At 74.9% G+C, this 20,334-nt stretch carries 21 protein-coding genes; 11 read left to right on the top strand and 10 right to left on the bottom strand.

The genetic code is table 11. The features are described from left to right. Window positions 1-110 precede the first annotated feature (110 nt). Window positions 111-2,102 carry a flavin-containing monooxygenase gene (locus tag ABD994_RS13280; RefSeq protein ID WP_345415031.1) on the top strand — a complete coding sequence of 664 codons (1,992 nt, stop codon included), beginning with the start codon at window positions 111-113 and terminating at the stop codon, window positions 2,100-2,102. A gap of 71 nt (window positions 2,103-2,173) precedes the next feature. Continuing rightward, window positions 2,174-3,523, top strand: coding sequence for an MFS transporter (locus ABD994_RS13285; protein WP_345415033.1), 1,350 nt, complete (start codon window positions 2,174-2,176; stop codon window positions 3,521-3,523). 7 nt (window positions 3,524-3,530) lie between these two features. Here ABD994_RS13285 and ABD994_RS13290 read toward each other — a convergent pair whose 3' ends face one another. Further along, the gene (locus ABD994_RS13290) at window positions 3,531-4,322 is read right to left on the bottom strand and encodes an IclR family transcriptional regulator (RefSeq protein ID WP_345415035.1); all 792 of its coding nucleotides are present in this window, start codon (window positions 4,320-4,322) and stop codon (window positions 3,531-3,533) included. Between the two features lie 77 nt (window positions 4,323-4,399). On the opposite strand from ABD994_RS13290, the gene ABD994_RS13295 reads away from it, so the two are divergent. The 5 genes from ABD994_RS13295 (at window position 4,400) to ABD994_RS13315 (ending at window position 9,117) form a co-directional block, all read left to right on the top strand. Further along, a complete protein-coding gene (locus ABD994_RS13295; RefSeq protein ID WP_345415037.1) occupies window positions 4,400-5,659 on the top strand; it encodes an FAD-dependent oxidoreductase in 1,260 nt (419 codons plus the stop codon). Beyond that, window positions 5,656-6,720: a cupin domain-containing protein gene (locus ABD994_RS13300; protein WP_345415039.1), complete on the top strand. Its 1,065-nt coding sequence runs from the start codon at window positions 5,656-5,658 to the stop codon at window positions 6,718-6,720. Before ABD994_RS13295 ends, ABD994_RS13300 begins: the two co-directional genes overlap by 4 nt. A 12-nt stretch (window positions 6,721-6,732) precedes the next feature. After that, the gene (locus ABD994_RS13305) at window positions 6,733-7,659 is read left to right on the top strand and encodes a fumarylacetoacetate hydrolase family protein (protein ID WP_345415041.1); all 927 of its coding nucleotides are present in this window, start codon (window positions 6,733-6,735) and stop codon (window positions 7,657-7,659) included. Between the two features lie 104 nt (window positions 7,660-7,763). Continuing rightward, window positions 7,764-8,372 (top strand): sulfite oxidase-like oxidoreductase, encoded by a 609-nt coding sequence (locus ABD994_RS13310; protein WP_345415043.1) that lies wholly within the window; start codon window positions 7,764-7,766, stop codon window positions 8,370-8,372. Next, the gene (locus tag ABD994_RS13315) at window positions 8,347-9,117 is read left to right on the top strand and encodes an FAD-binding oxidoreductase (RefSeq protein ID WP_345415045.1); all 771 of its coding nucleotides are present in this window, start codon (window positions 8,347-8,349) and stop codon (window positions 9,115-9,117) included. Before ABD994_RS13310 ends, ABD994_RS13315 begins: the two co-directional genes overlap by 26 nt. Here the strand turns inward: ABD994_RS13315 and ABD994_RS13320 are convergent. Together ABD994_RS13320 and ABD994_RS13325 are read right to left on the bottom strand one after the other, a co-directional pair. After that, entirely contained in the window at window positions 9,114-9,458 is a 345-nt protein-coding gene (locus ABD994_RS13320) for a UBP-type zinc finger domain-containing protein (RefSeq protein ID WP_345415047.1), read from the bottom strand. The genes ABD994_RS13315 and ABD994_RS13320 overlap by 4 nt on opposite strands. Then, on the bottom strand, window positions 9,455-9,814 hold the full coding sequence (locus ABD994_RS13325) for a GNAT family N-acetyltransferase (RefSeq protein WP_345415049.1): 360 nt from the start codon (window positions 9,812-9,814) through the stop codon (window positions 9,455-9,457). Before ABD994_RS13325 ends, ABD994_RS13320 begins: the two co-directional genes overlap by 4 nt. A gap of 134 nt (window positions 9,815-9,948) precedes the next feature. Here ABD994_RS13325 and ABD994_RS13330 point away from each other — a divergent pair, with 134 nt between their 5' ends. Both ABD994_RS13330 and ABD994_RS13335 read left to right on the top strand, forming a co-directional pair. Next, the gene (locus ABD994_RS13330; protein ID WP_345415051.1) at window positions 9,949-11,160 is read left to right on the top strand and encodes a thiolase family protein; all 1,212 of its coding nucleotides are present in this window, start codon (window positions 9,949-9,951) and stop codon (window positions 11,158-11,160) included. Next, window positions 11,157-11,864 (top strand): SDR family oxidoreductase, encoded by a 708-nt coding sequence (locus ABD994_RS13335; protein WP_345415053.1) that lies wholly within the window; start codon window positions 11,157-11,159, stop codon window positions 11,862-11,864. The genes ABD994_RS13330 and ABD994_RS13335 overlap by 4 nt, the downstream gene beginning before the upstream one ends. On the opposite strand, the gene ABD994_RS13340 is transcribed toward ABD994_RS13335, so the two are convergent. Together ABD994_RS13340 and ABD994_RS13345 are read right to left on the bottom strand one after the other, a co-directional pair. Next, the gene (locus ABD994_RS13340; RefSeq protein ID WP_345415055.1) at window positions 11,861-13,132 is read right to left on the bottom strand and encodes a hemolysin family protein; all 1,272 of its coding nucleotides are present in this window, start codon (window positions 13,130-13,132) and stop codon (window positions 11,861-11,863) included. The two genes, ABD994_RS13335 and ABD994_RS13340, sit on opposite strands and share 4 nt — an antisense overlap. Window positions 13,133-13,188: 56 nt before the next feature. Further along, on the bottom strand, window positions 13,189-14,601 hold the full coding sequence (locus tag ABD994_RS13345) for an NAD(P)/FAD-dependent oxidoreductase (RefSeq protein ID WP_345415057.1): 1,413 nt from the start codon (window positions 14,599-14,601) through the stop codon (window positions 13,189-13,191). A gap of 129 nt (window positions 14,602-14,730) precedes the next feature. Between ABD994_RS13345 and ABD994_RS13350 the strand changes: the two genes are divergently transcribed. Then, window positions 14,731-14,928: an Lsr2 family DNA-binding protein gene (locus ABD994_RS13350; protein WP_345415059.1), complete on the top strand. Its 198-nt coding sequence runs from the start codon at window positions 14,731-14,733 to the stop codon at window positions 14,926-14,928. A gap of 3 nt (window positions 14,929-14,931) precedes the next feature. Here the strand turns inward: ABD994_RS13350 and ABD994_RS13355 are convergent, their stop codons facing one another. Genes ABD994_RS13355 through ABD994_RS13375 form a run of 5 tightly spaced genes read right to left on the bottom strand, consistent with a single transcriptional unit; the run spans window position 14,932 to window position 19,340 of the window. Continuing rightward, window positions 14,932-15,456, bottom strand: a complete 525-nt coding sequence (locus ABD994_RS13355; RefSeq protein WP_345415111.1) for a VOC family protein — start codon at window positions 15,454-15,456, stop codon at window positions 14,932-14,934. Between the two features lie 5 nt (window positions 15,457-15,461). After that, on the bottom strand, window positions 15,462-16,469 hold the full coding sequence (locus tag ABD994_RS13360; protein WP_345415061.1) for an LLM class flavin-dependent oxidoreductase: 1,008 nt from the start codon (window positions 16,467-16,469) through the stop codon (window positions 15,462-15,464). After that, on the bottom strand, window positions 16,466-16,837 hold the full coding sequence (locus tag ABD994_RS13365) for a nuclear transport factor 2 family protein (protein WP_345415063.1): 372 nt from the start codon (window positions 16,835-16,837) through the stop codon (window positions 16,466-16,468). Before ABD994_RS13365 ends, ABD994_RS13360 begins: the two co-directional genes overlap by 4 nt. After that, window positions 16,834-17,949, bottom strand: a complete 1,116-nt coding sequence (locus ABD994_RS13370) for an LLM class flavin-dependent oxidoreductase (RefSeq protein WP_345415065.1) — start codon at window positions 17,947-17,949, stop codon at window positions 16,834-16,836. Before ABD994_RS13370 ends, ABD994_RS13365 begins: the two co-directional genes overlap by 4 nt. Further along, window positions 17,949-19,340: a phytoene desaturase family protein gene (locus ABD994_RS13375; protein ID WP_345415067.1), complete on the bottom strand. Its 1,392-nt coding sequence runs from the start codon at window positions 19,338-19,340 to the stop codon at window positions 17,949-17,951. The genes ABD994_RS13370 and ABD994_RS13375 overlap by 1 nt, the downstream gene beginning before the upstream one ends. 84 nt (window positions 19,341-19,424) lie before the next feature. Between ABD994_RS13375 and ABD994_RS13380 the strand changes: the two genes are divergently transcribed. Next, a complete protein-coding gene (locus ABD994_RS13380) occupies window positions 19,425-20,303 on the top strand; it encodes an LLM class flavin-dependent oxidoreductase (protein ID WP_345415069.1) in 879 nt (292 codons plus the stop codon). The last annotated feature ends 31 nt before the right edge of the window (window positions 20,304-20,334 follow it).

Genomic DNA, 20,334 nt, shown 5'->3' on the forward strand with positions numbered 1-20,334 from the left:
CGCGACGGTCATGCCGGTGCGGAATCACCACGGTCCGGTTCGCCATTTCCCCACGCCAGGGCCCCGACCGCATCGTGGACCGGCTCCCACCGGCGAACGAGAGGCGGCCCATGGCGACCCCGACGGTCACGACCGCGGCGACCGGCGTCCCCGACGAGCTGGCGGCGCTGCTCGCCGACGACGAGGCCCTCGTCGCGGCCGTGGGCGCGGCCGAGATGCCGGCGCTGCTGCCGGCCCTGGCCCACCTGACCGGTGACCTCGACCTCGTCGACGACGCCCTGCGGCCCCCGCTGCGCCTGCTGCCCGACCGCGTCGAGCCCCAGGGCGGCATGGCCCCCGAGGTCGTCGCGGCGGCCCGGGAGCGGGCGGTGGCGGCGCTGCGGCGGTTCCGTGACGCGGGGATGGTGCCCGCCCCGGAGCCGGACACCGCGACCCTGCGGCGGCTCATGCGCTTCGTCGCCGGCGACGTCGGCGACGAGTACCTGCCGCTCATGGCCCACGAGCTCGCCCTGCCCGACGACGTCGGCGCGCCGGGCTGGACCGTCGGCGACGTCGCGCCCGGGCGGACGCTCGACGTCGTCGTCATCGGGGCGGGGATGTCCGGACTGGTCACCGCGCACCGGCTCACCCAGGCCGGCGTGGGCGTCACCGTGCTCGAGCGCAACGACGACGTCGGCGGCGTGTGGCTGGAGAACGGCTACCCCGGCGCTCGCCTGGACACCGCCAACTTCGCCTACAGCTTCTCGTTCGCCCAGCGCCCCGACTGGCCGCACCAGTTCTCGGCGCGGGACGACATCCACGGCTACTTCCGCGGCGTCGCCGACGACCTCGAGCTGCGCCGGCTCGTCCGCTTCGGCCACGAGGTCACCGCCGCGGTGTTCGACGAGGCGACCGCGCGGTGGACCGTCACCGCCCGCGACCGGGGCGGGGCCGAGCACGCGCTCGTCGCCGACGCGGTGATCAGCGCGACCGGCCAGCTCAACCGGCCCAAGCTCCCCGACGTGCCGGGGCGCGACACGTTCGCCGGCCCGTCGTTCCACACCGCGCGCTGGCGCCACGACGTCGACCTCACCGGCCGGCGGGTCGCGGTGGTCGGCACCGGCGCGAGCGCCTACCAGGTGGTGCCCTCGATCGTCGACCGCGTCGCGTCGCTGACGGTCTTCCAGCGCACGCCACCGTGGATGGCGCCCACGCCGACCTACCACGAGCCGATCGCCGAGCCCGCCCGCGCGCTGGCCCGCGCGCTGCCGCACTACCCGCGCTGGCTGCGGTTCCTGCAGTTCTGGACCTCGGTGGACGGTCGCCGGCCGTTCATGGAGGTCGACCCGGACTGGGAGCACCCGGTGTCGGTGTCGCCGCGCAACGAGGCGCTGCGGCAGGCCCTGGTGGCCAACCTCGAGGCCCGTTTCGGCGACCGGCCCGACCTGCTGGCCAAGGTCGTGCCCGACTACCCGCCCGGCGCCAAGCGGATGATGCGCGACAACGGCGTCTGGGCCGCGGCGCTGCACCGCGAGCACGTCGCGCTGGTCACCGAGGGCATCACGGAGATCACCCCGACCGGAATCCGGACCGCCGACGGCACCGAGCACGAGGTCGACGTCATCGTCTACGCCACGGGCTTCCACGCCGAGGACTTCCTCGCGCCGATCACCATCCGGGGCCGCGGCGGGCGCGACCTGCACGACTGGTGGGACGGCGACGCCCGCGCCCACCTCGGCGTGCACGTGCCCGGCTTCCCCAACCTGTTCTGCGTCTTCGGGCCCAACACCGGCCTGGTGATCAACGGGAGCATCCTGCTGTTCTCCGAGATCGCGGTGCACCACGTCCTCGGGCTGCTGCGCGAGCTCCTCGCGCGGGACGCGGCCGCCGTCGAGGTCCGCCCGGAGGCGCACGACGCGTACAACACCCGCGTCGACGCCGGCAGCGCCCGCATGGCGTGGGGCGTGGCCACCGTCAACAGCTGGTACCGCAACGCGACCGGCCGCGTGTCCCAGGTCTGGCCGTTCCCGCTCATCGACTACTGGCGGATGGTCCGCGAGCCCGACCTCGCCGAGTACGTGTTCCACCCCCGCCGTTCTGCTGAGCAGAACAGCACGGCGTGACGCGTCGCACCCTGCGCGCCCGCTCCTACCGTCCCCGTCCGACCCTGCCCGTCCACCACCAGGGAGTCCCCGTGTCGACAGCCCCGCCCCGCAGCGACGCGGGCGGTCCCACGCCCGCCCACGCCCGGCGCGTCGCCCGCGCGACGTTCATCGGCACCGCGATCGAGTGGTACGACTTCAACATCTACGGCGCGGCGGCCGCGCTGATCTTCGCGCCGCAGTTCTTCCCGAACTTCTCGCCGGCGGCGGCCACGCTCGCGGCGTTCGGCACGTTCGCCGTCGGGTTCATCGCCCGGCCCGTCGGCGGCATCGTCTTCGGCCACTTCGGCGACCGCCTCGGGCGCAAGCAGACCCTCGTCGCGTCGCTGCTGCTCATGGGCATCGGCACCTTCCTCATCGCGGTGCTGCCCACCTACTCCGCGATCGGCATCGCCGCGCCGATCCTGCTCGTGGTGCTGCGCTTCGTGCAGGGCCTCGGCGTCGGCGGCGAGTGGGGCGGCGCGGTGCTCATGGCCATGGAGCACGCGCCGGCGGGCCGCCGGGGCTGGTTCTCGTCGTTCCCGCAGATGGGGCTGCCGGCCGGGTCGCTGTCCGCGCTCGTGGTGTTCCTGGTGTCGAGCCTCGCCTTCGGGCGCGAGGACTTCGCGGCCTGGGGCTGGCGCATCCCGTTCGTGCTGTCCGCCCTGCTCGTCGTCGTCGCCCTCGTGATCCGCCTGCGCCTCACCGAGAGCCCCGAGTTCCAGGCGACCCGGCGCAGCGAGGGCGTCCGCCGCCTGCCGGTGCTCGAGGTGCTGCGGAACAGCCCGCGCACCGTGCTGCTCGGCATGGGCATCACGCTCGCGCCGTCGTCGTTCGGCTACCTGCTCTCGGTGTACCTGCTCTCCTACGGCACCGGCACCGTGAAGCTGCCCCAGCAGACGATGCTGCTGACGATCATCGGCGGCTCGGTGCTCTACCTCGCGGTCACGATCGTCGCCGGCGCGCTGTGCGACCGGGTCGGCCCGGTGCGCATCTTCCTGCTGGCGTCGGGGCTCGGCGTCGTCGTGCCCTTCGCGGTGTTCGGGCTGATCGACACCGGCGCCACCCCGGCGGTGGCCGTCGCCATGCTGCTCATGGGCCTGGTGCTGGGGATGCTCGCCGCCGTGCAGGCGATCATCGTGTCGGGCGCGTTCCCGACGGCCGTGCGCTACTCGGGCGCCTCGCTGTCCTACCAGTTCGGGGCGGTGCTCGGCGGCGGCGTGACCCCGCTGCTGGCGGCCACGATCCTGGCCGCCACCGGCAGCTCGCAGGCCATCGCCGCCTACATCGGGCTGCTGTCGCTCATCTCCGGGCTCGCGGTGTGGCGCCTCGCGGCGCACTCGCCCGCCGCGGACGAGACGGCGTCCCCCGCACCCGCGCAGGACGGCGCCGTCACGGCGTGACCCCGGCTCACCCCAGCTCGGCGCCGATGGCCTGGGCGGTGGCGTGCAGCGCCTCCAACGCCACCCCCAGGCCCTCGTCGTCGAGCCGCTGTGTCGGCGCGGAGACGGCCACCGCCCCGACGGCCCGCGGCCCGGCCCGCACCACGACGGCGACCGCCGACAGCCCCGGCTCGCTCTCCTCGCGGTTCACCGCGTACCCCTGCTCGCGGATGCGCCGCAGCTCGGCGTGCAGCGCGTCGAGGTCGACGATCGTGGCCGGCGTGATGCGGCGCAGGGAGGCGCCGAACAGCGCCTCGACCTCGCGCGGTGGGAGCTCGGCCAGCAGGGCCTTCCCACCCGAGACGATGTGGGCGGGCAGCACCGCGCCGGTGCGCACGCGGGTGCCGAGCGGGCGCTCGCCGGCGACGCCGTCGAGGAACCGGCACGACGCCCCCTCGAGCACCATGACGTTGACGGTCTCGCGCAGGCGGGCCGACAGCGCGCGGACGTGCTCGCCCGCGGCGGCGCGCAGGTCGACCTCGCCGACCGCCCCCAGCCCGAGCAGCTCCGGCCCGCCGCGGTAGCTGCGGTCGCGCGGGTCGCGCACCACGAAGCCGCGGTGGGCGAGGGTGGCGAGCAGCCGGTGGGCGGTGGAGCGGGCGACGCCCAGCTCCTCGCCGACGTCGACCACCCGCACCCGCCGCCGCTCGCGGAGCATCACGAGGATCTGCAGCGCCTTGTCCACCGACTCGATGGCGTAGGTCGGCAGGGCGTCGCCATCGGTCGTCCCGCCCTCCTCGTTCTGCTCCACAGAACGCATCCCACCACCCGTCCCGCAGGAGCGGACGCCGGATCTAGCGTCCGGGACGCACCCCGCGCAGGAAGGACCACCACCCGATGTCGCTCGCCGCGTCCGCCGACCGCCCGGTCACCGTCGTGGGGGCGGGCCCGGTCGGGCTCGTCACCGCCTGGTCGCTGGCCGACGCCGGCCTGCCCGTGCGCGTGCTCGAGGCCGACACCGTCAACCGGACCGACTGGCGGGCCTCGACGTTCCACGCCGCGACGATGGAGCTGCTCGCCGGCATCGACGGCGGCGTCGTCGCCGACGAGATGCTCGCCCGCGGCCTGCGGGTCCCGCGCTACCACTACCGGGACCGCCGGCAGGGCCTCGTCGCCGAGTTCGACCTCGGCGCGCTGGCCGACGAGACGCGCTTCCCCTTCCGCCTGCAGCTCAACCAGCAGCGCCTCGTGGAGATCCTCCTGCGCCGCCTGCCGGAGCTCGGGGTCGCGCAGCACTTCGCGGCGCGGGTGAGCGGGCTCGCCCCGGACACCGGCGGCGTCACCGTCACCACCGAGGACGGGACGGCGTACCCGTCGTCGCTGGTGGTGGGCGCCGACGGCGCGGGCTCCGCGGTGCGCAAGCTGCTCGGGGCGAGCTTCGAGGGCGTCACCTACCCGCAGCGGTTCCTCATCATCTCGGTGGCCGAGGACCTGCGGGCCGTGGTGCCCGACGTGCACGCCGACCTCGCCGAGGTCAGCTACATCGCCGACCCCGACGAGTTCGTCTTCGTCCTGCGCACCCCCGAGTCGTGGCGCGTGCTCTTCCCGATCCCGCCCGAGGAGGACACCGACGCGGCGCTCGAGCCGGCGGCCATGCAGCGCCGGCTGCGCGGCTTCGCCGACATCGGCCACGACTACGGCATCCTCGACCGGCAGATCTACGCCGTGCACCAGCGCGTGGCCGACCGCTTCCACGAGGGGCGGGTCGTGCTCGCCGGCGACGCCGCGCACATCAACTCGCCGATGGGCGGCATGGGCCTGAACTCCGGCATCCACGACGCCGTCGACCTCGGCCGGCGCCTGGTGCGCGCGGCCGCCCCGGGCGGCGACCTCGCCGCGGAGCTCGCCGCCTACGACACCGTGCGGCGCGGCGTCGCGCTGGACTACGTCCGGGCCGACACCCACCGCAACACCCAGATGATGGCGGAGCGTGACCCGGCGGTCCGCGCCGAGAACCAGGCCGCGCTGCGTGCCACCGCGGCCGACCCCGACGCCGCCCGCGCGTGGCTGCGCCGGGCGTCGCTGCTCACCGCCGTCGCCGAGCAGGGCATCGGCCGCCCGCTGGCCGCGTCCTCGACCCACGGGAGACCCGCATGACCACCCTCGAGTCCGAGACCGCCGAGACCGCTGCCCTCGAGCGGTTCTACGGCGACGTCGCCGCGGCCGGGCTGCAGCCGCTCTGGACCCAGACGCGCGACCTCATGACGCCCACCCCGCGCGGCGGCACCCGCGGGCACCTCTGGCCGTGGCACACCCTGTCCGCGCTCGCGCACCGCTCGGGGGACCTCATCCCGATCGAGCGCGGGGGCGAGCGCCGCGTGCTCGCGCTGGCCAACCCCGGCCTCGGCGGGCTGCCCTACGCGACGTCCACCCTGTGGGCCGCCGTGCAGTTCCTCGGCCCGCACGAGACCGCGCCGGCGCACCGCCACTCCCCGGGTGCGGTCCGGTTCGTGCTGCAGGGCGAGGGGGTGTGGACCGCGGTCGACGGCGACCCGTGCCCGATGGCGCCGGGTGACCTCGTGCTCACCCCGGGCGGCACCTGGCACGAGCACCACAACCCCGGCGACGGCACCATGATCTGGTTCGACGGCCTGGACCTGCCGATGGTGGCCGCCCTCGACGCCGTGTTCTTCGAGACCCGCGAGGACGAGGCCCCGAACACCGCCGCCCCCGACCGCTCGCCCGGTGAGGCCCTGCACGGCCACCCGGGGCTGCGGCCCGACGGCGTGCCCGCGCCGGTGGGGCGCTCGCCGCTGTCGGTCTACCGCCGCGCCCACACCGACGCCGCGCTGGCCGACCTCGCCGCCCTGCGGCCCGGCGACGCGAGCGTCGGGGTGACGTTCACCGACCCGACCACCGGCCGGGACGTGCTGCCCACCCTGCGCTGCCGGATGGAGCGCCTGCGGCCCGGCGCCCGCACCGCCACCACCCGCACCGCCGGCTCGTCGGTGCGCGTCGCGTTCTCGGGGCGGGGCACGACGACGATCGACGGCGAGACGTTCACCTGGGGCCCGGGCGACATGATCACCGTGCCCTCGTGGGCGGCCGTCGACCACCGCGCGGACGACGGGCCCGCCGACGTCTTCGTGCTCTCGGATGCCCCCGTCCTCGAGGCGCTGCGCCTCGACCGCCACGTCGTCGTCGACCCCCAGGCCTGAGGAGGCCCCGCCGTGCGTCTCGTCTCGTTCACCGTCGAGGGTGCCGACCACAGAGACCGGGTCGGCCTGGTCGACCCCGACGGCGCGTCGGTCACCGACCTGACCGACCTCGTCCGGTCGCGCACCGACGCGACCGGGCTCTCCCCGATGCGCGCGCTGGCCGGGGCGTGGGAGGCCCTGCGCGGGTCGCTGACCCCCGACGCCGGGCCGCGGCTCGCCCTGGCCGACCTGGCCCTCGCCCCGACCGTGCCGGACCCGGGCACCGTGCTCGCCGCGCCCGTGAACTACCACGACCACATGGTCGAGATGAGCCAGACGAGCCACGTCGGGGCGCTCGGGGTGTTCCTCAAGGCGCCCGCGTCGGTGCTCCCGCACGGCGGCACCGTGGCGCTGCCCTACACCGACCGGCGCTTCGACCAGGAGGGCGAGCTCGCCGTCGTCATCGGCCGCGAGGCCAGGAACGTGTCCGAGGTCGACGCGCTCGACCACGTCCTGGGCTACACGGGCTGCCTCGACATCACCATGCGCGGCGGGGAGGACCGCTCGCTGCGCAAGTCGTTCGCGACGTTCACCCCGCTCGGGCCGTGGCTCGTCACCGCCGACGAGATCGACCCGACCGACGTCGACCTCGTGTGCGCCGTCGACGGCCACGTCCGCCAGCGCGCGAACACCCGCGACCTCATCTGGAGCGTCGCGGCGCTCGTGAGCTACGCGTCGTCGGCCTACCCGCTGCGCCCCGGCGACGTGCTCACCACCGGCACCCCGGCCGGCGTCGGCGAGATCGTGGCCGGCCAGGAGGTCACCCTCTCGCTGTCGGGGCTGCCCGACCTGCGGGTCGCGGTCGCGGCCGACCGCGCCGTCGCGTGCCCCACGTCCGGTGCCGGCCGGGGCCCGGTGCCGCCGCCGACCCCCACGCCCACGGTCGCGGTCCGGAGCTGATCGGTCCCCCGAGCGTCACTGCGTCGTTCGACGGATCACCCCGACGCCGATCGTTCACTACTGTCGGGCGGGCACACGGCGCCGGCCGGGACGGAGTGATGATCGTGGCGACGACCACCCGCGGGTTCTTCGGGCGGCGCAAGGAGCGGGATCCCCGCCTGCCGCCCGGGCAGTACGACGTCGGGTCGGGTTGGCCGGTGCTCACGGCGGAGGCGACCCCGCGCCTGGACGCGGACCGCTGGAGCATCACCGTCGACGGCCTGGTGGACACCCCGACCACCTGGACGCTGCGCGAGCTGCGGGCGCTGCCGCCGTCGGTCTACGCCGGCGACATCCACTGCGTGACCACCTGGTCGAAGCTCGACACCAACTTCACCGGCGTCTCGGTCGACACGCTGCTCGACGCCGCGGGCGTGCGGCCCGAGGCGCGGTTCGTCGTGGAGCACTCGACCACCGGCTACACCACCAACCTGCCGATCGACGACGTGCGCGGCGGCAAGGCGTGGATCGTCTGGGAGCACGAGGGCAAGCCGCTGAGCCGCGAGCACGGCGGGCCGGTGCGCATGATCGTGCCGCACCTCTACTTCTGGAAGTCCGCGAAGTGGATCGAGAGGATCACCCTGCTCGACCACGACGAGCCCGGCTTCTGGGAGGTGAACGGCTATCACGAGCGAGGCGACCCCTGGCGTGAGCAGCGCTTCGACGGGGACTAGCGCGGGGACTGACGGGCGCTTCTCCGTCCCCGACGACCGCCCGGGCGGGCCGAACGACCGCCGGGCCGCCGCGAAGTGGCGCGACGCGCGGGTGGTCGAGGTCGCCCACCCGTCGGCCGATGCCGTGGTGCTGCGCCTGGCCGTGCCCGAGCGCGTCCAGCACCACCCGGGGCAGCACTACGTGGTGCGGCTGCGCGCGCCCGACGGCTACACCGCCTCGCGGTCGTACTCGGTGGCGTCCGCGCCGTCGGACGACCTGGTGGAGCTGTTCGTCGAGCGGATCGAGGACGGCGAGGTGTCGGGGTACCTCGCCGACGTCGTCGAGCCCGACGACGACCTCGAGGTGCGCGGCCCGATCGGGCGCTGGTTCGTGTGGAACGGCCGCACCCCGGCGGTCGCGATCGGCGGGGGCAGCGGCGTGGCTCCGCTGCGCGCCATGCTGCGCCACGCGCAGGACCTCGGGCACCCGGAGCTGCTGCGGCTGGCCGTCACCGCGCGCACCCGCGTCCTGCTGCCCTACGCCGACGAGCTCGCGGCGGCGGGCGCGCGGATCGCCCTGACCCGCGAGCCCGGCCCGGACCACGGCCGGCTCGACGCCGCGGCCGTCGCGGCGCTCGTCGACCCCGACGCGACCGTCTACCTGTGCGGGTCCGCCCGCTTCACCGGCGCGATGGAGACGCTGCTGGTCGACGCCGGCCAGCCCGCCGGGACCATCCGCGTGGAGCGGTTCGGCCCGACCGCCTAGTTCAGGCGTTGCATCCAGTCCGACGGCACCCGGTCGGTCGGGCCGGGGACGCCCTGGTCCTCGGGGTGGTTCTGCGCGCCCGCCAGCACCGGACCGTGGCCCACCGACCCGTCGCGGTCGTCGAAGAACCAGTCCTCGCCGGGCTCGAAGCTCGTCAGGATCGGGTGGCCCTGCTCGCGGGCGTGCTTCGTCGCGTGCTGGCCGGGTGACGAGTCGCAGCACCCGATGTGCCCGCAGGCCGCGCAGCGGCGCAGGTGGAACCACCACCCGCCGCTCGCGTCGCACTCCACGCAGCCGGTACCCGACGGCTGGGCGTGCGGGTCGATCTCGACACTGGTCACGAGGCCTCCTCGGTGGGCGGGTCGTCCAGGCCCAGGGCCCGGCGGTCGTGCTCGGGGACGTCGGCGAGGTAGTCGGGGTGCGAGCCCAGCCAGTGCCGTGCGTAGGGGCAGCGCGGCACGACGGGCAGGCCCGCGGCGCGGGCGGCGTCGAACACGGCCTGCACGAGGCGGCCGGCGAGCCCCCGCCCGCCGTACGCGTCGTCCACCTCGGTGTGGACGACGACGAGCGCGTCCGGCGCGTTCGCGGTGCCGTGCCGCCGGTGCATGTCGATGTGTCCCGCCTCGGTGTCGTCCACGTGCAGGACGGCGGTCGCGGCGTCGAGGTCCACGTCCACCCGGACGTCGTCGGTGCTCATCACCGCCCATCCTGCTCCCGCCCGCCACCGTCCCGCCGGTGACCTGGCGCACCCGGCGTTGACGGGGTCCCCGGCGCGGCGCAGGATCGGGACCGATCGGTCCGGGACCGATCGGTATAGCACCAGGAGGAGCCATGAGGGACGCGGTCATCGTCGACGCCGTGCGCACCCCGCTCGCCAAGGGCAAGCGGGACGGGGCGTACGCCGGGGTGCACCCGGTGGAGCTGCACGCGCACGTGCTGCGGGCGCTGGTCGACCGGACGGGGCTCGATCCCGTCGAGGTCGACGACGTCATCGGCGGCGCGGTCGGGCAGGTCGGCGAGCAGAGCGGGAACACCACCCGGTTCGCGGCGCTGGCCGCGGGCTTCCCCGAGTCGGTGCCGGGCACGACGGTCGACCGGCAGTGCGGCTCCAGCCAGCAGGCGCTGTCCTTCGCCGCGCAGGGCGTCGTGGCCGGGGCGTACGACATCGCGATCGCGTCGGGCACCGAGTCGATGTCGCGCATCCCGATCGGCAGCCAGACGCTCGTCGACGGCGTGCGCCAGGACGTCACCGGCCCGTCGGTCACCGCCCGCTACGCGCCGGGGCTCATCCCGCAGGGCGTCAGCGCCGAGCTCATCGCCCGCCGCTGGGGCTTCGCGCGCACGCAGCTCGACGAGTTCGCGCTGGCCAGCCACCAGAAGGCCGCCGCGGCGTGGGCCGACGGCCGCTTCGCCGCCGAGGTCGCGCCGCTCAAGGCCGCCCGCGCCGACGGCGCGGTCGGGCAGCTCGAGACCGACGAGACGGTCCGGCCGGGCACCACCGCCGAGGCGCTCGCGGGCCTGCGCCCCGCCTTCGCCGACCCGCACTGGACCGAGCGGTTCGGCCCGATCGACTGGACGGTGACCGCCGGCAACGCCAGCCCGGTCGACGACGGCGCCGCCGCGCTGCTCGTGACCACGTCCGAGGTCGCGGCCGCCCACGGCTGGACCCCGCGCGCCCGGGTGCACACCGCCACGGTCACCGGCGACGACCCCGTCCTCATGCTCACCGGGATCATCCCGGCGACCGCGAAGGTGCTCGCCCGCGCCGGGCTCGCGCTGGGAGACATCGACGCGTTCGAGGTCAACGAGGCCTTCGCGTCGGTGGTCCTGGCCTGGCTCGCCGAGACCGGTGCCGACCCGGCGCGGGTCAACCGCAACGGCGGCGCGATCGCGATCGGCCACCCGCTGGGCGCGAGCGGCGCCCGGCTCGCCACCACCCTGCTCGGTGTCCTCGAGCAGACCGGTGGGCGCTACGGCCTGCAGACCATGTGCGAGGCCGGCGGCACCGCCAACGCCACGATCGTGGAGAGGATCGACCGATGATCATCTCGGGAGCGAACGCCCTGGTCACCGGGGCCAACCGCGGGCTGGGCGCCGAGCTCGTCGAGGGCCTGCTGGCCCGCGGGGCGGCCACGGTCTACGCCGCCGCGCACGACCCGCAGAGCCTCACCCACCCGGCGGTGAAGGACCCCCGCGTCGTGCCGCTGCGCCTCGACGTGACCGACCTCGCGTCGGTGCGCGCGGCCGCCGAGCGGGCCGGCGACGTCGACCTCGTGGTCAACAACGCCGGGGTGTCCGGGTCGGGGTCGCTGCTCACCGGCGACCCGGAGCGCGCCCGGGCGGAGATGGAGACCAACTTCTGGGGGCCGGTGTCCGTGCTGCGGGCCTTCGCCCCGGTGCTCGCCCGCCGCGGCGGGGGCACGGCGGTGACCGTGCTGTCCGCGCTGTCGTGGGCGGCGATGCCGGGGGCGGCCGGGTACTCGGCGACGAAGGCGGCGGCGTGGTCGCTGACCAACACCGCGCGCGCCGAGCTGCGGGCGCAGGGCACGCAGGTGATCGGCGTGCACCTCGGCTTCATGGACACCGACATGGTCGCCCACCTCGACGTGCCCAAGATCGACGCGTGGACCGTCGCCGACCGCATCCTCGACGCAGTGGCCGCCGGCGAGGAGGAGGTGCTCGTCGACGCCCCGAGCCGGGCGCTCAAGGAGGCGCTGGCCGGGCCGCCGAAGGGTCTGGAGATCTAGAGCGGTGTCACCCGCACCCGCTCGACGCGCAGGCCGTCGAGGGCCACGACCGTGAAGCGGTGGTCGAGGTCCTCGACGGCGTCGCCGACCTCGGGCGTGCGGCCCAGGAGGTGCAGGACGAAGCCGCCGAGCGTGTCGAACGGGCCCTCGGGCAGGGCGATCCCGGTCTGCTCCTCGACGTCGGTGCGGTGCAGCAGCCCGTCGACCTCGTGGACGCCGTCGTCGCCCGTGGGGGCCGGGGCGGGGGCGTACTCGGCGGGGATCTCGCCGACGATCTCCTCGACGAGGTCCTCGATCGTCACGATGCCGTCGGTGCCGCCGTACTCGTCGATGACCACGGCGAGGTGCCCGCCGCCGTGGCGCAGCAGCGTCAGGGTCTCCAGCACGGGCTTGCTGCCCGGCAGCACCGTCACCCGGCGGGCGAGGTCGCGCAGCGTCGGCGGCGTGCCGTCGGGCCCGGGCCGGGCGGTGAACAGGTCCCGGACGTGGACCACCCCGACGACGTCGTCGGCCGACTCGCCGATCACCGGGTAGCGGGAGTGCGGGCGGTCCCCGACGTCCGCGACGGCGTCGGCGACGGTGTCGTCGGCGGCCAGGAACGCGACCTCCGTGCGCGGGACCATCACCTCGGACAGCAGGCGGTCGGTGGCGGAGAAGGCGTCGTCGAGCAGGCGCCGTTCCTCGTCGGTGAGCGTGCTCGTGGTGCGCACCATGTCGCGCAGCTCGGCGACGCTGACCTCGTCCTCGGTGTGCTTCGGGTCGACGCCCAGCACGCGCACCACGGCGTTCGTCGAGCGCGACAGCAGCCAGATCAGCGGCCGCGTGAGCGAGGCGAGCCGGTCGAGCGCCGGGGCCGTCGCCAGCGAGACCCGCTCGGGCTCCTGCAGCGCCAGCCGCTTGGGGACGAGCTCGCCGGCCACCAGCGACAGGTACGACACGAGCGCGGTGACGACCACCAGGGCGAGCGTCGCGCTGAGCGCCACCGGCAGCCCGATCCCCGTCAGCCCCGGCTGCAGGCGGCCCGCGAGCGTGGCCCCGCCGTAGCTGGAGGCGAAGAAGCCGGTGAACGTCACGCCGATCTGCACCGCGGACAGGAAGCGGTTGGAGTCGGCGCGCAGGCGGGCCACCGCTCGGCCCCGCCGTCCCCGCCCGGCCAGCGCGGTGACCTGGCCGCTGCGCAGGGACACCAGGGCGATCTCGGCCGCGGCGAAGAAGCCGCCGACGAGCACGAACAGCAGTACCAGCCCGATCTCGAGCGCGACGTCCACCCCGTGATCCTCGCAGTGGGCTCATATCGGGCTCGTGGGTCGTCGGGCCCCGGCCGTCAGGTGAGGGCCGCCTCGAGCTCGGCGCGCGAGGGCTGGGCCATGGCCGCGCCGCCGCGGGCCAGGGCGGCGCGGGTGGCGGCGACGACGTCGGGGTCGGTGTAGAGCTTCTCCGGCTCGCCGACCATCCCCATGATCCGCGTGACCGCCCGGAACGCGAGCGGGTCGACCAGCGAGGCCCGCCGCAGCTCCGCGAACGAGACCCGCTCGCCATCGCCGGACGGCGGGGGCGGGGCGGGCTCGCCGAGCACGCTGTGCCGCAGGACCGCGAGGCGGGCGGCGTCGGAGGTGGCCTGGTCGAGGTACCAGGGCCGGACGTGCTCGACGACCGCGCGGTCCATCGCGAGGCTCGCGGCCATCGGGTCGTCGGGGTGCTCGGCGAGGACCTCGGCGAGGTCGCCGATGGTGCGCAGCGCGACCCCGATGCCGCGCCCGAACGTCGGGTTCGTCGTGCAGACGGCGTCGCCGACCGCGAGCAGGCCGGTGGCGACCGGGCGCCCGTCGACGACGAGCCGGCGGAACGTGTTGTGCAGCCCGCCCATGACCGCGACGTCGGAGATCGGGTCGAGGACGTCGAGCCACGCGGCGTAGTAGGGGACGGTGCGCACGGTCCGCTCGAAGACCTCGGGTTCGTGCGCGGTGCGGAAGCGCCGGTCGGACGCGAGCGGGGCGAGCACGATCTGCGCGGTGCGGTTGTCGCCGGCCCAGATGCCGATGAGGAACTCGTCGAGGCCCATGACGACGCGCGCGGTGTCCGGCCCGGGGAGCGGGGCGCCCTCGCGCATGCGGTACTGGCGGCTGATGTAGGCCAGCCCGCACGGCGCCGACTCGACGGTGCTGCGGGCCGCGCCGATGCCGTCGAGCCAGCGGTCGACCGCGGTGCGACGCCCGGCGGCGTCCACGACGAGGTCGGCGTCGACGTCCCCGTGGTCGGTGCGCACCCCGCGCACGTGGGGCGGCTCACCCGGGTCGGCCAGCAGCCCCGTGACGGTGACGCCGGAGCGGATCTCCACACCGGGCTCGGCCGCGGCGATGCGCCCGAGCACCCAGTCGTAGGTCGCGCGGCGGCTCATGACCGGCAGCAGCTCGTCGTCGCCGTCGACGGGGTCGCGGTCGGTCAGCGAGGCCGGCATCTGCGAGGTGAGCGGCGCGTCCCGGGCCCCGGCCGCGCGGAAGGCGGCGAGCACGTCGGGCAGCAGGCGCTCCATGAGCGCGCGCGTGCCGGGCAGGAAGACGTGCGGCTGCACGATCTGCGGCGCGGTCGGGCGCCCCGCGTGCGCCGCCGCGGTCTCGAGGTCGGGCGCCGGGGTGAGGTCCTCGCGCTCGAGCACGGTCACCCGGTGCCCCGCCCGCGCCAGCACGAGGGCCGTCGCGAGCCCGCCCGCGCTGCCACCGATCACCGCGACGTCCATGGACCTCATCGTGCGCGACCGGGTGGCGGTGCGACCAGGGTCCCGGTCCACCCAGCGGTCCGGGGTGTGGGCCCGACTGTGACGTGGGTAACCTCGAGGTGGGCGACGGAGCCCATCGGAGGTGTCTCGATGTCCGACGTGGAGCGCGAACCGACCATCCCGCGGGAGCGGCACGACGCCGACGAGCCGCCGCGGCAGGGCAACGTCCACGGCCTCGTGGAGTCGGCCCGGATGTGGGCCCGCCAGAAGGGCCTGCCCGTCCCGGCCAGCGGCCCGCTGCCGGCCGAGATCATGGCGCAGTACAAGCGCCGGCAGACCTGGGAGTAGGCCTCAGTCGGTGCGCAGCACGGCGCGCTCGTCGTCGCTGAACACGACCCGGCCGGCGAGCACGTCGTCGAGGGTGATGGCCGAGGTGGCGGGCTCGTCCCAGCGGATCGTCGTGTCCGCGAGCTGCAGCAGGGTGCCGAACGCCGTGCGCGGGCGGACGAACGCCTCGCGCCAGTGCCTGCTGGCCAGGTCCACGTCGACGACCTCGTAGTCGAGGCCGGTCAGGCGCGCCACGGCCACCTCGACGTCCTCGACGAGCAGCGTGAGGTGGTGCACGCCCTCCCCACGGCGCGCCAGGAACCGCGCGACCGGGGCGTCGTCGTGCAGCGGCGTGATCAGCTCGATCTTCATCCCGCCGGGCAGGGCGAACTGGGCGATGCGGATGCCCTGGTCGTCGCTGTCGCCGCCGAAGAGGAACCGTCCGCCGAGCGCGCCGCCGAACAGCGCGGCACCCGCCCGCAGGTCGCGGACGGCCACGGCGACGTGGTCCATCCGCAGCACGCCGACGTCGGGCGGCAGGTCCGGCATCGCGCTCACGTGTGCACCTCCGCCACCGTCAGGCGTTCGATGGTCTGCGCGGGCCCCTCGGGGTCGCCCGGCACGGCGCCCGGCGTCAGCGCGACCGGCAGGTCGACCCCGGCCGCCCGGAGCGCCGCCACCCGCCGGGCCACGTCGTCGCCGGAGCCCAGCGCGCACATCGCCGCGACGGCGTCGTCGTCGACCGCCCGCAGCGCCGCCCGCCGGTCACCGGCCCCCCACGCGTCCACGGCCTCGTCGAGCCCGGCGAAGCTCCCGCGGAACGACGGCCGGTGGGTCGGCACCATCGCGTACTGCAGCACGAAGCGGCGCAGGCGCTCTCGGGCCTCGTCGACGCGGTCCCCGGCGTAGGCCCAGAACGACGCGGCGATCCCGACCTCGTCCGGGTCCCGCCCGGCCGCCCGCGCGCCCTCGCGGACCAGCGCGATCTTCGGGCCGTACTCGTCGGGCGGCGTCCAGGTCAGGAACGCGACGTCGGCGATCGCGCCGGCGAGCCGCAGCATCCGCGGGTTCATCGCGGCGACGAGGATCGGGACGTCGACGGGCGCCATCGCCGCGCGGAAGCCGTGCGAGCGCACGTGCGCGCCGTCGAGGGCAGTGCGCTCCCCGCGGAAGACGGTCCGCAGCGCGGCCACGTACTCCTCGAGGCGGGCGCGGGGCGCGTCGAACCCGAGGCCGTGCCACTGCTCGACGATGATCGGGCTGGACGCGCCGAGCCCGGCGAGCACGCGGCCCGGGGCGAGCGAGGCGAGCGTCGTGAAGCCCAGCGCGGTGGTCACGGCGGTGCGCGGGTAGACGCCGACGATCCCGCTGCCGAGCCGGATGCGGCGGGTCGACGCGGCGATCATGCCGAGCATCGCGAAGACCTCGGGGCCCGCGACCTCGCCGACGAGCACGTCGGTGCAGCCGGCGTCCTCGGCCAGCCGGGCGAGGTCGAGGTACTGCCCGGCCGACAGGCCCTCGTCGACGGGCAGCGTGACGCCCAGGCCGCGCAGGATCGTCATCGGACCATGCGCGCGACCGCGGCCGTGTCGTACCAGGTGGAGAGCTTCGCGATCGCCGTCCCGTCCGGGGTGAGGTCGAAGACGTCGACGGCGTCGAACGCGACGGGCGCGCCGGCCGCCGTCCGGCCCTCGAACCGGATCTCGACGGTGACGACGGTGCCCGCGGCGACGACGCGCGTCGGCTCGTCGTGGTGCACGGGCAGCGCGGCGAGGACCGCCGGGAAGTGCGCGGCGATCTCGTCGACGCCGCGGCGCGTCGGGGCGCCGACGGTGCGCAGCTCGGCGTCGGGGGCGAAGACGTCGCGGATCGCGGCCCAGTCCTCGGCGTTGACCGCGGCGAAGTAGCGCTCGACCGGGTCCGGGGTCACGACGCGAGCCGCTTCCGCAGCTCCGACATCGCGCCGAACGACCAGCGCGCGAGCGACGGGTCGCCGAACGCGGTGATGTTCCACATGACGAGGTGGCGCAGGCCCTGCGCGGCGTACTCCTCGACCTGCTCGGCGACCTCGTCGGGCGTGCCGCAGAACGCGTAGTGGCGCACGACCGCGGGCGGGATCGCGTCGATGATCCGCAGCGACTCGGCGCGGTCGATGGCGGTGGGGATGAAGTCGTGGAACCCGCTGCCGTCCGGATACGGGCCCTCGACACCGAGGTCGCGGAACACCTGCGCCGGCAGCAGCACGCAGAGCGCGCGCACCAGCGGGGCCTCGGTCAGGCGCTGCACGGTCTCGGCGTCGGGACCCATGAGGACGTAGCCGAGCATGCCCGGGGTGATCGCGTCCGGGTCGCGTCCCTCCTGGTCGGCGGCCTGCCGGATCGTCGTCAGCGCGTCGCCGTACTCGGCGGGGCCGAGCTTGGTGGGCAGCCAGCCGTCGGCCTTGCGGCCGGTGAGGCGCAGCATCCGGGGGCCGTGGGCGGCGGCCCAGATCTCGGGCGGCCGCGCGCCGTAGGGCTGCAGGCCGAGGACCGCCTTGTCGAGGTGGTGGAAGCGGCCGTCGTGGTCGACGGGGCCGTCGGCGGTCATGAGCAGGCGCATCACGTCGATGCCCTCCTCGAGCCGCGCCACCGGGCGGTCGAACGGCATGCCGTAGGGCGTCGCGTTGAGCTGCTCGCCGCTGCCCAGGCCGATGATCGCGCGGCCCTGGGTCACGTGGTCGAGGGTGAGCGCGGTCTGCGCGGCCATCGCGGGGTGGCGGCGGATGAGGTCGGTGACGCAGACCCCGACGCGGATGCGCTCGGTCGCGGCCCCGACGACGCCCATCATCACGGCGGGGTCGAAGTAGACGTGCGGGTTGGGCTGGTGCTCGGCGAGCGGGGTGAGGTCGGGGGTCCACATCGAGTCGGGGTGCCAGCCCATGAGGTGGTCGGGCCACCAGACGGCGTCGAACCCCTCGGCCTCGCTGCGCTGCGCGAACTTCACCGCCGCGGACGCCGGCGGCATGATCTGACCGGGAACGCCCAGCTCGATCGGGGGCGCCATCAGTAGCGCCACCCGTCGCCGAACGTCGCGAGCCGCCGGCCGAGGTACTCCTCGACGACGGTCAGGGCGGCGCGGGCGGCCCGGTCGGTGCCGATGCCGCGGCTGCGGAACGTCTCGCCGGCGAACCACAGGCCCTCGGGGCGCGGCGGGTTCCAGTGCGGCCGGTAGGCGCCGACCAGCCCGGGCTTCTGGATCACGCCGAAGCTCGGCTCGAACACGAGGTGGCGACGGCGCCAGACGGTCTTCGCGAACCCGGGCCACATCTGCGCGACGTCGGCCTCGAACTGCTCGGTCTGGCGGCGCAGCCAGGCCCGGTCGCGCCCCTTCTCGCCGGGGAAGATGCCGCCCATGACGTGCAGCTGCGTGCCCTCCGGCGAGCACGTCGGGTCCATCGCCGTCTGGTTGAACATGAAGCCCGACAGCTCGGTGTTCGGGGTCTTGAGCCAGGTGGAGAGCTCGCGCGGGTCGATCTGGTGCACGGGCTCCTCGGTGGCGAGGTAGAGCCCGATCCAGGCGATGCGGAACTTGTCCTGGGCGAGGAACTTGATCTGCTCGGCGTACCAGTCGGGCAGGTCGGACTCGTCGACGACGTTCAGCACGTGCCAGACCGGCAGCGTGCAGATGACGTGGTCGGCCTCGAGGATCTCCTCCTCGAAGAACTCGTTGGGCAGCACGCGCGGCTGGCGCGCGATGGCGACGCCCTTCGTCACGCCGTCCTCGACGACGACGCGCTCGACGGGGGTGCTGAGTCTGAGATCGCCGCCGGCCGCCGTGAACGCGTCGGCGAGGTCGGCCCACATGCCGTCCCAGCCCTGGCCGGGCCAGCACGAGTAGGCGGCGGTGCCGCGCTCGGCGAAGTGCATCTTGCGCACGAAGAGGTTGTCGCTGGCGGAGTGGTCCCACCAGTGGTCGGTCATGCACTCGAGGACGGTGATGAACTCGAAGAGGTCGACGACGCCCTGGTCGTCGGTGTGCTGGTGGAGCCACTGCCGCAGCGGCCGGTCGTCCCACCGGTCGAGCTCGTCCCACTCCGTGTTCAGGAGGGCCTTGATGACCTTCTTGAGCTCGCCCTTGCTGCCCGAGTAGCGGTCGCGGATCGAGCCCCAGCGGCCCTTCTCGTGGTCCCACACGGGCATCTCGGCGGAGACCTCGCCGTGCTGCAGCGTCTTGCCGACGTGCTCGAAGACCTTGGTCAGCCCGGAGCCCGGGTCCTCGATGAGGTGGCCGCCGACGTTGACCGTGAACCCCTCGTCGGGCACGGCCATGCCCCGCCCGCCGAGGTGGGGGGAGCGTTCGAGCAGGCAGACGCTCTTGCCCTCGACGGCGAGCAGCGACGCTGCCGTGAGCCCCGCCGCGCCGGCCCCGATGACCACGACGTCGTACTTCGCCACCCCGGCCTCCCGTCTACCAAACGACCGTTCGAGAGCGTGGCAAGCGGCCGTGCCCGCGGTCAAGCGGTCGGGGATGATGCCGTCGTGGCGACCACCCCCAAGTTCGGCTGGCTCTCCCCGGTGATCGGGAACCGCTTCAGCGACCACCGCCCCATCGCCGCCGACCAGGACACCGCGATCCTCCCCACGGCGCTGCCGCACTTCGACTCGCTCTGGATCGCCGACCACTTCTACGGCTTCGACCAGAAGACCGACCCGTTCCTCGAGGCGTGGACGACGCTGACCTGGCTCGCGGCCCGGCACGAGGGCGTCGACCTCTGCCACCACGTGCTCGGCGTCGGCTACCGTCACCCGCCGCTGCTGGCGAAGATGGCCGCGACGCTGCAGTACCTCTCCGGCGGACGGTTCGTGCTGGGCATCGGCGCCGGCTGGCGCGAGCCCGAGTACGAGGCCTACGGCTACGACTTCCCGCGGCCGTCGGTGCGCTTCGCCCAGCTCGAGGAGGCGATCACGATCTGCCGGCGGATGTGGACCGAGGCCGACCCGTCGTTCGAGGGCCGCCACTACCGCATCGACGGCGCCGCGGCCCCGCCGCTGACCGACCCGCCGCCGCGCGTCTGCATCGGCGCGGCCGGCGAGAAGATCGGCCTGCCGATGGTCGGGCGGCTGGCGGACATGTGGAACGGCCCGTTCAAGGGCGAGGCGGACGACTTCACCCGCCGCCGCGACATCGTGCGCCGCTCCGCCGAGGAGGCCGGCCGCGACCCCGACGCGATCGAGGTGTCGGTGACCCTCGAGCGCGCGCTGCCCGAGACCGACGAGGACTCCGAGCGTCTGGTCTCCGAGCTCGCGGCGAAGCGCGACGTGGGCGTCGACCACTTCGTCATGGACTTCGGCAACCCGCCGTCGACGGACCCGGTGCTCCGCTTCGCCGAGCAGGTCATCGCCCCCCTCCGGGCCTGAGCGCGCTCCGACCCCCTCCCGGCCCCATGAT

It is taken from the genome of Actinomycetospora chlora (assembly GCF_039542135.1).
GTDB classification, from domain to species: Bacteria; Actinomycetota; Actinomycetes; order Mycobacteriales; family Pseudonocardiaceae; genus Actinomycetospora; species Actinomycetospora chlora.